This window comes from Nocardiopsis lambiniae, from assembly GCF_031845465.1.
Classification (GTDB): domain Bacteria; phylum Actinomycetota; class Actinomycetes; order Streptosporangiales; family Streptosporangiaceae; genus Nocardiopsis; species Nocardiopsis lambiniae.
In genome coordinates this window covers 226,464-240,180 of sequence record NZ_JAVREP010000003.1, presented here as the reverse complement: position 1 = coordinate 240,180, position 13,717 = coordinate 226,464, and the positions used below count along the sequence as shown (strand labels likewise).

The following is a 13,717-nucleotide window of genomic DNA, read 5'->3' as shown; positions in this document are numbered from 1 at the left end:
TCACGTCCGGGGGCCTCGGTCGGCTCCGCCCACCGGCCCGAGCACGATCGAGCGGTGGAATGGTGATGACCGAGAAGACGCCCGTACGCTGCCCCGCCATCGAGCACCCCGATCCGCCCCGGGCGGATCCGTCCGCTCTGGAACCGCTGCTGGCCAGGTTGGCCGATCCGGCCCCGGTCACGGAGGACGAGACGTTCCCGTCGGGGACGTTGCGCCCCGACGGCCGGGTGGACCTGTGCAAGCAGGGTCTGGGACCGGCCGGTGCCCGGCGGGTCGTCCCGGTCGCCGCGACCTCGCCGCACGCCGCCCACCTCCTGCTCGGCACCAACGCCATCGGGTCGGAGGGCGCCCGCGTGCTGGCCGACGCCCTCGCCGGTGAGCACGGCCTCCAGACCCTCTACCTGGGCTGCAACCGGATCGGCGCGGACGGCGCGGTCGCCCTCGCCGACCGGCTCGCCGACGACGACACCGTGCGGGCCCTGTGGCTCAAGCGCAACCCGGTGGGCGACGAGGGCGCGCGTGCGGTCGCCGGGGCGCTGGCCCGCAACCGCCGCCTGCGCTCCCTGGACCTGGTGAACACCGGGGTCGGCGCCGAGGGGCTGCGGTCCCTGCTGGAGACGCTGGTGGCCCGTGCGGCCCCGATGGAACGACTGTTCCTGGGCGGCAACGGGCTGGGCCCCGACAGCGCCGCCCTGCTGGCCGCGTTCCTGCGCGACGCCGGGGTGCGCGAGCTGTACGCGCCCGCCAACCACCTGGGCGACGAGGGCGCGCGGACGATCGCCGCCGCCGTCGCCGACCTGGACCGCCCGGTGACCCTGGGCCTGGGCGGCAACGGCATCGGCGCGGAGGGGGCGATCGCCCTGGCCGAGGCCCTGGGCGGCATCGAGGCGCTGGACCTGGGACGGCCCCGGTCGCAGCGGGCGCTGGGCGCCCCGTCGAACGAACTGGGCGATGCGGGTGTGACGGCACTGGCCGAGGCCATCCCGGACAGCCCGCTGCGCCGTCTGGAGGTGCGCCACACCGGTTTCGGTTTCCCGGCCGCCTCCGCGCTGTCCGACGCGGTGGCCCGCAGCGGACGGATGGAGTACGCGGGGCTGGGTCCGGGGCTGCCGCGCCGCACCAAGCGGACGATCGCCCGCCACCTGCGGCCCGCCCGGGGCGCGCACGACGACCTGCGCGCGATCGGGAGCCTGTACCGGTGACGTCCCCGTACCGTCACCGCTCGGCGTCGCACCGGCCGATGCGGGCGGCCGGGCTGCGCAAGGGGCGCCGCTACGGCGTGCCGCGCGCCATGATCGAGCGCGCCGCCGAGCGGCGGCTGGTGGGCGACTGGCTGGGAGCCTGCGCGGCTGCCGACATGGCGGTCGACCTGGACCTGCGGGCGCTGCGGCGCGGGTACGGCGCGGAGTTCGCCCGGACCCTGCTCGACGACCTCCGGAACCTGGTCCCGGACCTGGTGCGCTGGCACTTCCCGCGGTTCTGGCACGGGGACGGCCGCCTGCTGCCGTTGCAGCGGCTCCTGCTGTCGCGCCCCGGCGGGGACGGGGGTCCGTGGCTGTCGGTCCGCCAGGTCGACTGGCGCGTCCACGGGGCCCGGCGGCTGGTGCTGGAGGTGGCGGGGCACTCCTGGGAGGACACGATGCCGGTGCGGGCCGAGTCCGACCACCGGGTGGAGTACTGGGAGAACATCCCGCACGTGTGGGCGACCGGGCGGCACCTGTGGGACTCCCGGCGCGTGGGCGAGGCGCGTGGGCGCTGGGGCGGCGACGCCCACCGGGCGCCGTTCCTGCACCCCGACGGCGCCCCGCGCGCCCTCGGTGAACTCCCCGCCGCCGACCCAGGGCCCGACGACCCGGTGGCCCGCGTCGAATGGATCGAGGTCCTCCACGAGACCGGACGGGTCGCGGAGGCGTTCGCCGCAGCGGGGATCGACCTCGACACCTCCCCCGTGGAGATGGAGTGGGGCGACCCGGTGGACCCGGTGGAGGCCCTCTCCTACGCGCCGCTGTCGGTGTCGCGGCTCGCCGCCGAGGTCGAGCGGTTGGACGCGGCCGGGCTGGGCGACGAGCACTGGTTCCCCTACGACGCCCACAGCCGCTTCCGGATCCGGCGTTCCGGGGACGGGGCGACGTCCCTGTGGCTGGAGAAGGCCGAGGCCGGGCGGGCGGACCCGCCGATCCTCGCGGAGGCGTGCCGGAACCGCCCGATCGACATCGACGTGCTCCGTGACGGTGCGGTCTCCCCCGACGAACTCCACCCCCTGGTGCGCGAGGCACTCGCCCCCGCTCGCGGACCCGCCGGGGGTCCCGTCGGACCGCCCGACCCGGACCCCCCTGGCCCGGTGCGGGTGCGCTGCCGGGGTGAGTGGCACACCGTCGTCCCCGGCGTCGACGGGCCGGCCGTCCCGCACGACGAGGACGAGCTGAGGCGCGAGGCGGCCCTGCGCGCCCTGGGCGGGAGGAGCACCGGCTGTCACGCGGTCCGCGAGGCCTGGGCCACGGGCTCCGGGCGGTTGCCCAAGGCGTTGCGCCTGTTCCGCGACGACCTGTTCGAACGGGTGCGGCACGGTGACACCGAGGCGGTTCTGCGCCATCTCGACTCCGGCGGCGACCCCCGCGTCCGTGATCGGAGCGGGCGGACCCTGCTGCACCACATGCACCTGCTGGACCACGAGGCACTGCTGCCGCGGCTGCTGGAGGCGGGCGTGGAGGTCGACGCCCGGGACTCCGAGGAGCAGACACCGTTGTTCCGGACCACCCGGCTGGGCGGCCCCCCGGCGCTGGCCCGGGCGCTGTTGGCGGCGGGCGCCGCCACCGAGGGGATCGGCGGCGACGAACGGCACGGGGACACCTTCGAGGAGGCCGTCGAGTGGCGCTCCCCCCTGGTCGAGGACCCCGAACAGTCGGGCTGGGAGGCCCTGTTCGACGAACTCGGCCTGTGAGCCGCCGCCGGAAAAGGCCGTGCGAGGCTCCGGGAGCGCACGAAAGGATGTCCGGGAACGAACGGCGCGCGCCGGGCGCGCCGATGGAGGGAACACGCTCGTGAAGTCCTCGACCCACCGCCCCGGATCGGATTCGCACCACCCGGAGCGGGCCGCGCGGGCGCGGCGGATCCGGCGCTACGCGGTACCGCGCGCCATGATCGAGCGCGCCACCGAACGCCGCCTCGCCGGGGACTGGCGCGGCGCCTGCGCCGCCGCGAACACGGACGTCGCCCTCGACCTCGACGCCGTGCGCCGTGAGCACGGCGCGGAGTTCGCCGCCTCCCTGGCGGAGGACCTCCACCACCTGGCCCCCGACCTGGTCCGCTGGCACTTCCCCCGGTATCCGGCCGTGGACCGCACGTCGGTGGACTCCGACGTCCCCGTGATCCTGTCCCGGCCCGGGCGGGACACGGGTCCCTGGCTCGTCGTGCGCCCCCTGCGGCACGCGATCGTGGCGCCGCAGCGCCTCACCCTCGCCCTCGCCGACGACGTGCACGACGCGCTGGGGGCGCGCCCGTCCCGCGTCCGCCCCCGCCCCCGGTCGTGGACGGCGGCCCGCTACCTCTGGGACGCGCGACACGTCCACGAGACCCGCGAGCGCTGGGGCGGCGGACCCGACCGGGCACCGTTCCTGCACCCCGACGGCACCCCCCGTGCCCCCGACGAACTCCCCACCGCCGACCCCGGAACCGGCGACCCCGCCGCCCGCACCGAATGGATCGAGGGCCTCCACCGGGCCGGGCGCGTCACCGAGGCGTTCGCCGCCGCCGGCATCGGGATGCCCGAGGAGGAGTGGACGCGGACCCGGCGGTGGATGTGGACGGGGGTCTCGCCGGCCCGCATCGCCCTGGAGGCCGCCCACCTCTTCGTTTCCGGGGCCGTGCCCGGGGACATCGGCCTGCACGGACGGGTGCGCTTCGTGCCGGGCTCCGCACCGGGCCCGCCGTCCATGGAGCCCCTCCCCGCGAAGCCCGCGGACCGGGCTCCGGTCGAGGTGCCGTGGGAGTTCCCGCCGGACATCGACGCGGTCCTGTCCGGGGTGTCCCCCGATCACCTCCACCCCGTCGTGCGCGAGGCCCTCGCCCCCGCGCGACCGCCCGCCGACGGCGCCGTCGGTCCGCCCCCGTGGGAACCCCTCGGGCCGGTCCGGGTGCGCTGTGGAAGGGAGTGGCACACCGTCGTCCTCGCGAGCGGCGGTCCGGCCATCCCGCACACCGAGGAGGAACGCCGGCGCGAGGCGGCCCTGCGCGCCCTGGGCGGGAGGAGCACCGGCTGCTTCGCGGTCGCCACCGCCTGGGCCACCGGACGGGGACGGCTGCCCAAGGCGCTGCGCGCCCACCGGGCGGCGCTCTTCGAGCACGTCCTGCACGGGGACGCCGAGGCCGTCCTGGCCTACCTCGACGCGGGCGGCGACCCGCACGTCCGCAACGGGGAGGGGGACTCCCTGCTCCACCACCTCACCCATGTGGACCACCGCGTCCTGCTGCCGCGTCTGCTCGACGCCGGACTCGACATCGACGACGCCCCGTCACCCGGGGACACCCCGTTGAACCGGGCGATCCGCTACGACGACACCGTTCCCCTGGTCCGGGCGCTCGTGGCGGCCGGGGCGCGCACCGACCGGATCGGCACGGGCTGGAAGGCCCCCGCCTCCCTGGAGGCGTTGATCCGCCGGAACCTGGAGGAAGAGCGCTATTCCGTCCCCGGTCCCTGGGAGGATCTGCTGCGCGAACCGGAATTCCCGAGCGATCATCGGAAGAGAACGTGACCATCACCGACACACCGGCGCCGTTGGCGGCAGCCGACGATCTCACCCGGCAGCTCCTCGACCGGCGGACCGAGCCCGCCGAGAACCCCCAGCTGGAGGCGCTGGCCCTGGCGGTCACCGCCAACCTGCCCGTCCTGCTGTGGGGCGAGCCCGGCATCGGCAAGTCCGCCGGACTGGAGCGGCTCGCCACCGAGCTGGGCCTGCCGCTGGAGACCGTGATCGCCAGCGTCCACGAGCCCTCCGACTTCTCCGGCCTCCCCGTGGTCGGCGACGACCCGGCCCGCGACGGCGTGCCCATGGCGCCCCCGGCGTGGGCGGTGCGGCTGGCCGCGCGGGGCACCGGGCTGCTGTTCTTCGACGAGCTGTCCTCCGCTCCGCCCGCCGTCCAGGCGGCCCTGCTCCGGGTGGTCCTCGAACGCCGGGTCGGCAGCCTGGAGCTGCCCCCGGCGGTGCGGATCGTGGCCGCCGCCAACCCGCCCTCCAGCGCCGCCGACGGCTGGCACCTGGCCCCGCCGCTGGCCAACCGGTTCGTGCACCTGCGCTGGACGCACGACCCCCGGACCGTCGCCCGCGGCATGACCGGGGTGTGGCCCGCCGCGTCGATGCCGCTGGTCGCCCCCGACCGGGTGTCCACGGCCATCGCCCGGGCGCGCGGGATCGTGTCCGGTTTCCTCACCGCCCGCCCCGGTCTGGCGCACAGCCTGCCCGAGGACGCCGAGGGGCGGGGCGGCGCATGGCCGTCCCCGCGCTCCTGGGAGATGGTGCTGCGGCTGCTGGCCACCGCGTACGCCGCCGACGCCTCCCCGAAGGCGACCTCGTCGGCGGTGGTCGGCGCGATCGGCGACGGGACCGGCCTGGAGCTGCTGTCCTACATGGAACAGCTCGACCTGCCCGACCCGAACCGGGTGCTCGCCGACCCCAAGGCGTTCGCGCTCCCCGACCGGGGCGACCGGCAGCTGGCGTTCCTGACCGCCGTGGTGTCGGCGGTGCGCAGCGAGCCGACCCGGCGCCGCTGGGAGGCGGGCTGGCACGTGATGGCCAAGGCCGTGGAGGCGGGGGTGCCCGACGTGGCCGCGCGGGCCGCCACCGACCTGGCGATGATGCGCGACCCGGCCTGGCCGGTACCCGAGGACATCGACGCCTTCGTGGACCTGCTGCGGCTGTCCGGCGCGCTGCCGGGGAGCTGATCAGGTGGGCGAGGAGGAGGTGGTCCGGCTGGACCGGACCAAACTGCTGGCGGCCCGCTACCGGGCCGCCCAGGCCCGCCCCTACCTGGCGTCCGCGCTGTACTCGCTGTCCGTCGTGGAGACCCGTCGGGTGCCCACCATGGGCGTGGACCGCCGGTGGCGGTGCTACGTGTCGCCGGACTTCGTGGCGCGCACCCCCGTCCCGGAGCTGTCGGGTGTGTGGGTCCACGAGGTGTCCCACCTGCTGCGCGACCACCACGGGCGGAGCGACCGGCTGCCCGCCGCCGAGCAGCGCGACCACCTGCGGGTCAACGTCGCCCAGGACTGCGAGATCAACGACGACATCCTCGCCGACGGGCTGGACCTGCCCGAGGGGACGATGAGCCCGAAGCGGTTCGACATGCCGGACGGGCTGATGTTCGAGGCGTACCTGCGGATGCTGCCCGAGGAGGTGAGGACCCTCGACTGCGGGTCGGGGGCGCACGGCGCGGCCCGTCCCTGGGAGGAGTCGGGCGACGCCCGCGGAGGGGTCGGCGACGTGGAGGCCGAGGCGCTGCGCCGGTCCACCGCCGAGGCGATGCGCTCCCACGTGCGCTCCCGGGGGACCCTGCCGGAGGGCTGGAAGCGGTGGGCCGAGGAGATCCTCCAGCCCACCGTGGACTGGCGCCGGGTACTGGCGGGGGCGGTGCGCGAGGCGCTCGCCTGGGCCGGGGGCGCGGTGGACTACACCTACTCCCGTCCCTCCCGGCGCAGCGGGGCGCTGCGCGGGGTGGTCCTGCCGAGCCTGCGCCGCCCGCTGCCCCGGGTGGCGGTGGTGGTGGACACCTCCGGGTCCATGGGCGAGGACGACCTGGCGGCGGCGCTGGCCGAGATCTCCGGCGTGCTCAAGGAGGTGGGCGTGGGCAAGGAGCGGGTGTCCGTGCTGGCCTGCGACGCCGACGTGCACGCGGCCCGCCGGGTGACCTCCGCCGACCAGGTGGAGCTGCTGGGCGGCGGAGGCACCGACATGCGGGTCGGCATCGAGGCGGCGCTGCGCGCCCCGCAGCGCCCGCAGGTGGTCATCGTGCTCACCGACGGGGAAACGCCGTGGCCGTCCGAGCCCGCCTCGGCCCGGGTGGTCGCGGCTCTGATCGGGGAGACCCCGCCGGAGCCCCCCTCCTGGATCGAGACGGTGCGCGTCACCCGGTGAGGGTGACGGCGGCGACGGCGGCCCCCGGGGTGTCGCAGACCAGGTAGAGGTCGCGGACCCCGACGGCGACGAGGGCGTCGGCCTCGACCTCCGCGAAGTCGTAGGGGTCCTCGCCCTTCGGGACGCGCAGGACCGCCAGGGTCGGACCCGAGTACGGGTCGTCGAGCACCGCCCGCAGCACGGCGGGCCGGTCCGCGTTGGCGAGGACCCGGCAACCGGTCACCCCGGTGCCGAGGTCCACGTCGCGGAACCGGATCCACGCGCCCTCGTCCACGGCGCGCACCGCGTCGCCGCGTTCGGGGGTCAGCGGGCACAGGGCGGTGCCGCGGGTCTCCTCGTATCCGGCGGCCGACCAGGTGCCGCGGCGGACCGCGGGCGGCTCGCCGGGGACGTCGAGCGGGGCGGTTCCCCGGATGTCCGCGGCGGAGCGGCCCACCAGGACCTCGCGGGGGGCGTCCTCCACGATGGGCCGGTCGTCGACGGTGTCCCAGCGGGCCAGGTCGGCGACGGCGAAGTCCACCTCGGCGGTGGCGGTCTCCCCCGGCTCCAGGCGCAGGCGGGCGAACCCGCGCAGCGCCTTCAGCGGCACTCGCACCCGGGACGCGGTCTGGCGCGTGTAGATCTGCACGACCTCCTCCAGCGGCCGGTCCCCGGGGTTGGTGACGGGCACGGTCACCGTCACCCGGTCGCCGGTGACCGTGACCTCCGGATCGCCGTAGAGGGGTTCGGCGTAGCCCAGGCCGTGGCCGAACGGGTACAGCGGCTCGCCCTCGAAGTACAGGTAGGTGCCGCCGGAGCCGATGATGTCGTAGTCGAGGAGGTCGGGCAGGTCGCCGGCGGAGCGGTACCAGGTCTGGGTGAGCCTTCCGACGGGCTCGGTGTCCCCGAACAGCACGTCGGCGAGGGCCCGGCCGTACTCCTGACCGCCGTGCGCCGACCACAGGATGGCGGGGACGTGCTCGGCGGCCCAGGTGATCGCGAACGGGTACCCGCTGCTCACCACCAGCACGGTGGCGGGGTTGGCCGAGCGCACCATGCGGATCAGGTTCCGCTGCGCTGCGGGGAGTTCGAGGTCGGCGCGGTCCTCGGTCTCGCGCCCGTTGACCATGGGGTGGTCGCCCACGACCACCACGGCGACGTCGGCGGTGGCGGCCAGCCGGGCCGCTTCGAGCGACCCGGAGGAGACCCGGTCGATCCAGAACGGGCAGGCGTCCCCCGCGTCCTCGACCAGGGACAGCGTCCCGTCGCCGCGCACGCCGACGTACCGGCCGGTGTGGATCTGGACCAGGTGGTAGGGGCCCTCGGAGCCGCCGGCCTGCGTGACCTCCTCCAGACGGAAGGTCTGGCGCACCTCCCAGGTGCCGGGTCCGGGGGCGGTGCAGGCCAGTGTCCCGTCGGGCGCCTCGTCGAGGTGCAGCCCGGTGCGGTCGGAGCGCAGGGTCAACGCCCCGCCGCCCCAGTCCAGGACCGCGAACGCGTCCCCGTCGCCCTTCCCGAGCCGCAGCGGCCCCCTCTCCTCGGGTTCGACCACCGACATGACCAGGGACGACAGTCGGATCCGGTCGACGCCCTCGTGATGGACGACCTCGACGCGTTCGGCGATGCCCCCGCGCGCGGTGACGGTGTAGGGCGGGGTGCCGCTGTACCAGTCCGTCAGGACGGTGTCGGAGAGCGGACCGATGACGGCGACCCGGCGCACGTCGCGCAGCGGAAGCAGGCGGTCCTCGTTGCGGAGCAGCACCAGCGAGCGGGCGGCCGACTCCCGGGCCAGGGCGCGGTGCTCGGGGGTGTCCAGGGCGCCCTCGGGGACGGGGTCGGGATCGAACTCGCCCAGCCGCAACCGCACCGAGAGCGCGTGCCGGACCGCCCGTTCGACGTCGGCCTCGGTGAGCAGTCCGCGCCGCAGCGCCTCCCGCAGGTGTTCGAGGGTCGCCTCGGGACGGTCGTCGTCCTGGGTGAAGGAGTCCAGTCCGGCCCGCAGCGCGTGGGCGTACGCCGTGGGCCCGTCGGGGTGGAACACCTGGAGGTCGAAGAGGTTGCCGGGGGCCATGGCGTCGCTGACCAGGAGCAGTTCGTCGGGGGCGGCGGTGCGCAGGACCTCGTCGATGAGCGGGCTCAGGTGGGCGGGCCGCCCGTTGACCAGGTTGTAGGAGGGCATGACCGCGACGGCCGCGCCCTCGCGCAGGGCGGGCAGGAAGGCGGGCAGCTCGTACTCGTGCAGCACGCGGGGCGGCAGGCCGCTGGAGGTGGTGCACCGGTCCGTCTCGTTGTTGTAGCCGAGGAAGTGCTTGAGCGTGGGGGCGGTGCGCAGCCGGGGACCGTCTCCCGCCAGCCCACGGGCGTAGGCGGTGGCGAGCAGCCCGGTGAGCCACGGGTCCTCCGACCACCCCTCCTCGTTGCGGCCCCAGCGGGGGTCGCGCAGCGGGTTGACCACGGGAGCCCACACGTTGCGGCCGGCGCCCCGGTCGCGGGCGGCCAGCACCTCGTCGGCGACGGCCGCGCCGACCCGCCGCACCAGGTCCGGGTCCCAGGTCGCGGCCAGCCCCAGGGCCTGGGGGAAGACGGTCGCGGTGCCCAGCCAGGCGAGCCCGTGCAGGGCCTCGGTACCGGTGCGGAACCCGGCCAGACCGAGCCGTGGGACGGGTGCCTGGTACTGGTGCAGCAGGCCGAGCCGCTCCTCACCGGTGAGCGCGGCCACCAGGGCCTCCAAGCGTTCGCGGTCCGACCGGGAAGGGTCGTGGTGGGGGTGGTCGGTGACCGGGGTGCTCATGGGGCGTCCGTCTCTCATGGGTGCCAATGTCCGCCGAAATCGAAACGCTTCGACTCCGTTCGCCGCCGAGCCCTTGTGCGTCACATCACAGTGGGCTAACTTGCTTTTTCAAACGGCCGAATAATTCATAGCAAAATGGCCGCTCGTTTCCTACCCCCCCGGGACTCCGGTCCGATCGCACGAAGGAACGACGCTATGTCCCTCCACCCTCCACGCCCCACCCGACGCCGTTTCCTCGGGCTCGCCGGCGCCGGTACCCTCGCCGCGCTCTCCCCGGCCGTCCTGGCCTCCTGCTCCTCCGACGGCGGTGGAACCGGCGGGGGCTCCGCCTCCGAGGCCGGTTCCCTCGACTCGCTGATCCCCACCCACATCCCCTTCGAGGGCGTCGTCCCCGACATCGAGGGACTGCACGGCGCCCCCGACGGGTTCACCTCCTACCCCACCGATTTCATCCAGGCCGTCCAGGAGCCGCCCGGCCGGGGCGGGAGCTACACGGCGATGACCCCGCTGTGGGGGCCGCTCCCGCCCGGCCTGGGGAACAACTCCTTCTTCGACCACGTCAACGAGCGCCTGGGCGCCACCGTGGAGTTCAACTTCCAGGACGGCAACACCGTCATCGACAAGATGAACGCGATCATCGCCGGACGCGACGTCGCCGACCTCACGATGTTCCCCGACTGGGTCATCAACCTCATCCCCCAGTTCAACCGCGCCGTCGGCGAGCTGTTCGAGGACCTGACCCCGCACCTGGCCGGGGACGCGGCGGCGGCCTATCCGCTGCTCGCCAACCTCGACGGCGACGCCTGGCGCTGGAACGTCTTCAACGAGCGGCTCCAGGGCGTCCCCTGGCCCGCCGAGCCGTTCGGCAACTGGGTGCTGTACCGGCGCGACCTGTTGGAGGAGTTGGGCCTGGAGGCGCCCACCGACCCGGACGACCTGTTCGCGATCGGGGAGGAGATCAACGACCCCGACAACGACCGGTGGGCGTTCGGGGACTTCAACCTCAGCATGCGGCAGATCTTCGGGGCGCCCAAGCAATGGCGCTACCGGAACGGGGAGCTCATCCACATGTTCGAGACCGACGAGTGGCGGGCGAGCGTGGAGTTCATGCGCAAGGTCTTCGACGCGGGTCTGGTCCACCCCGACATCGTCGCCAAGGGCGACAACGCCAAGGAACTGTTCAACTCCGGCCGCATCCTGTTCAACCAGGACGGCATCGGCGCCTGGCACGAGTCGTACGGGCAGATGCTCGGGGACGACCCCGACTTCCGCGTGGACCTGATGCCGGTGTTCGGGGCGGGCGGGTCCGACCCCGTCATGCACCGCGGCGACCCCTCCGCGCAGTCGGTCTTCGTCCGCAAGGGCTTGGAGCCCGAGCAGATCGAGGAGGTGCTGGGCATCCTGAACTTCTGCGCGGCGCCCTTCGGCACCCGCGAGTACATGGACTACCGCTACGGCGCCGAGGGCGTCCACCACGAACTCGACGACAACGGCGCCCCGCAGCTCACCGACCTGGGCGCGGGCGAGGTCAACGACGGCTACTACTTCATCAGCGGCCGACCGCCCGCCATCACCGAGAGCCAGTATCCGGACTTCGTGCCGTGGAAGACCGCCTGGTACAACCACGCGGCGCAGTTCTCCGAGGAGGACCCGTTCGCGGGCATCCGCATCCAGCGGCCCGAGCGCTTCGCCGGGGCCGAGACGCCGCTCACCGACAAGGTCGAGGACGTCATCCGCGGCCGGGAGGACCTGGACGCGCTGGACCGGGCCATCGCGGACTGGCGGCGCGACGGCGGCGACGAGGGGCGCGACTTCTACCTCGGCGTACTCCAGGAGCACGGCCGTGACTGAGCGGGCCACCGCGGTGGCCCCCGCCCCGGACCGGCCCTCCCCTCCCGCGCGGCGGCGGGGGACGGGCCGTCCCGGGCGGGGGGCCTCCCTGCGGGCCCGGTGGCGGCGCGACCGTTCGCTGCTGCTGATGACGGTGCCCGCGATCGGGCTGCTCGCGGTGTTCCACTACGTCCCCACGCTCGGCAACATCATCGCGTTCCAGCAGTACAACCCGTGGGACGGGGTCGTCGGCAGTCCCTGGGTGGGCCTCTACCAGTTCGAGCGGCTGTTCACCGATCCCAGGTTCTGGAACGCGGTGGGCAACACCCTGGTCATCGCCTCCGTCCAGCTGGTGTTCTTCTTCCCGGTGCCGATCGCGCTGGCGATCCTGCTGGACAGCGTGCTGAGCCGCCGGATGCGGCTGGTGCTCCAGAGCATCGTGTACATGCCGCACTTCTTCTCGTGGGTGCTGGTGGTGACCCTGTTCCAGCAGATCCTGGGCGGGGCCGGGCTGATCTCGCAGTCCCTGCGGGGCGCCGGGTACGCGCCGCTGGACATGATGACCAACCCCGACGCGTTCCTGATGGTCGTCACCTCCCAGATGGTCTGGAAGGACGCCGGGTGGGGCACGATCATCTTCCTGGCCGCCCTGGCCGCCATCGACCAGAACCTCTACGAGTCGGCGGCCGTGGACGGGGCGGGGCGGTGGCGGCGGATGTGGCACATCACCCTGCCGGGGCTGCGGCCGGTGATCGTGCTGCTGCTCATCCTCAAGCTCGGGGACATCCTCAACGTCGGGTTCGAGCAGTTCTACCTGCAACGGGACGCCTTCGGATCGGGGGTCTCGGAGGTCCTGGACACGTACGTCTACCACCAGACCCTGGTCACGGGGAACTTCAGCGCGGGCGCGGCGGCGGGCCTGATCAAGGGCGTCGTCGGACTCGTGCTGATCCTGATCGCCAACAAGATGGCCCACCTGATGGGCGAACACGGGGTGTACCGACGCTCATGAGCACACTGTTCGAGAGCCGCCCGGTCTGGGCGGAACGGCCGTCGCTGCCGGCCCGCGCCGCGAAGAACACCGTCCTGGCGGTGGTCGCGGTCGTCATCCTGCTGCCGATCTACGTCGTGGTCCTCACCAGCCTGTCGCCCGCGTCGGCGGTCAACGCGGCGGGCGGCCTGGTCGTGGTCCCGGGAGGGATCTCGTTCCGGGCCTACGCCGACCTGTTCTCGGGGGGCGTGGTGACCCGGGCCGTCCTGGTGAGCCTGGGCGTCACCGCCGTGGGCACCCTGGTGAGCCTGACCGCGACGATCCTGGCCGCCTACGGGCTGTCCCGGCCGGGGTCCCTGCTGCACCGGCCCCTGTTGTTCGCCGTGCTGCTGACGTTCCTGTTCGCGCCGGGCATGATCCCGCTGTACCTGCTGGTCAGCGACCTGGGGCTGATCGACTCCTACGCGTCGCTGATCCTGCCGACGGCGGTGAACGCCTTCAACCTGGTGGTGATGCGGGCGTTCTTCATGAACCTGCCCGGGGAGATCGCCGACAGCGCCCGGATCGACGGGGCCGGGGAGTGGACGATCCTCACCCGTCTGGTGCTGCCGATGTCCAAGGGGGTCACGGCGGTGGTGGGGCTGTTCTACGCGGTGGGCTACTGGAACGCCTTCTTCAACGCGATCCTGTACATCAACGACAACGCCAAGTGGCCGCTCCAGCTGATCCTGCGCCAGTACGTGCAGCAGGGCCAGCAGATCAGTTCGAACTCGCTGATCGGGAACGCGGTCCAGGGCACCGCCTCGGCGCCGAACCTGGCGGTGCAGATGGCGATCGTGGTGGTGGCGTTGGTGCCGGTCACGATCATCTACCCGCTGGTGCAGAAGCACTTCACCAAGGGCGTCATCATCGGCGCCGTCAAGGGCTGACGCGCCCGGGGGCCCCGCTCCTCACGCGCCTCGCCGGTTCCACGGTCCATCTCCCCCGAGGAGGTGGACC

Annotated in this window: 9 protein-coding genes; 8 read left to right on the top strand and 1 reads right to left on the bottom strand. The window is 74.0% G+C overall.

Translation table 11 applies throughout. The features are described 5' to 3' along the window. Positions 1–65: 65 nt before the first annotated feature. The 5 genes from RM479_RS07065 (at position 66) to RM479_RS07045 (ending at position 7,127) form a co-directional block, all read left to right on the top strand. Positions 66–1,202 carry a leucine-rich repeat domain-containing protein gene (locus tag RM479_RS07065; protein WP_311510902.1) on the top strand — a complete coding sequence of 379 codons (1,137 nt, stop codon included), beginning with the start codon at positions 66–68 and terminating at the stop codon, positions 1,200–1,202. After that, the gene (locus RM479_RS07060; RefSeq protein ID WP_311510901.1) at positions 1,199–2,941 is read left to right on the top strand and encodes a hypothetical protein; all 1,743 of its coding nucleotides are present in this window, start codon (positions 1,199–1,201) and stop codon (positions 2,939–2,941) included. The genes RM479_RS07065 and RM479_RS07060 overlap by 4 nt, the downstream gene beginning before the upstream one ends. Before the next feature lie 100 nt (positions 2,942–3,041). Then, positions 3,042–4,751 carry a hypothetical protein gene (locus RM479_RS07055; protein ID WP_311510900.1) on the top strand — a complete coding sequence of 570 codons (1,710 nt, stop codon included), beginning with the start codon at positions 3,042–3,044 and terminating at the stop codon, positions 4,749–4,751. Beyond that, positions 4,748–5,938, top strand: a complete 1,191-nt coding sequence (locus RM479_RS07050) for an AAA family ATPase (protein ID WP_311510899.1) — start codon at positions 4,748–4,750, stop codon at positions 5,936–5,938. The genes RM479_RS07055 and RM479_RS07050 overlap by 4 nt, the downstream gene beginning before the upstream one ends. Positions 5,939–5,942: 4 nt before the next feature. Beyond that, positions 5,943–7,127, top strand: coding sequence for a vWA domain-containing protein (locus tag RM479_RS07045; RefSeq protein WP_311510898.1), 1,185 nt, complete (start codon positions 5,943–5,945; stop codon positions 7,125–7,127). Here the strand turns inward: RM479_RS07045 and RM479_RS07040 are convergent. Beyond that, positions 7,117–9,897, bottom strand: coding sequence for a glycoside hydrolase family 3 C-terminal domain-containing protein (locus RM479_RS07040; protein ID WP_311510897.1), 2,781 nt, complete (start codon positions 9,895–9,897; stop codon positions 7,117–7,119). The genes RM479_RS07045 and RM479_RS07040 overlap by 11 nt on opposite strands. A 195-nt stretch (positions 9,898–10,092) precedes the next feature. Here RM479_RS07040 and RM479_RS07035 point away from each other — a divergent pair, with 195 nt between their 5' ends. Genes RM479_RS07035 through RM479_RS07025 form a run of 3 tightly spaced genes read left to right on the top strand, consistent with a single transcriptional unit; the run spans position 10,093 to position 13,647 of the window. After that, positions 10,093–11,748, top strand: a complete 1,656-nt coding sequence (locus tag RM479_RS07035; protein ID WP_311510896.1) for an extracellular solute-binding protein — start codon at positions 10,093–10,095, stop codon at positions 11,746–11,748. Continuing rightward, complete coding sequence (locus RM479_RS07030; protein WP_311510895.1) at positions 11,741–12,739, top strand: ABC transporter permease; 999 nt, start codon at positions 11,741–11,743, stop codon at positions 12,737–12,739. Before RM479_RS07035 ends, RM479_RS07030 begins: the two co-directional genes overlap by 8 nt. After that, on the top strand, positions 12,736–13,647 hold the full coding sequence (locus RM479_RS07025) for a carbohydrate ABC transporter permease (protein WP_311510894.1): 912 nt from the start codon (positions 12,736–12,738) through the stop codon (positions 13,645–13,647). Before RM479_RS07030 ends, RM479_RS07025 begins: the two co-directional genes overlap by 4 nt. Positions 13,648–13,717 lie beyond the last annotated feature (70 nt).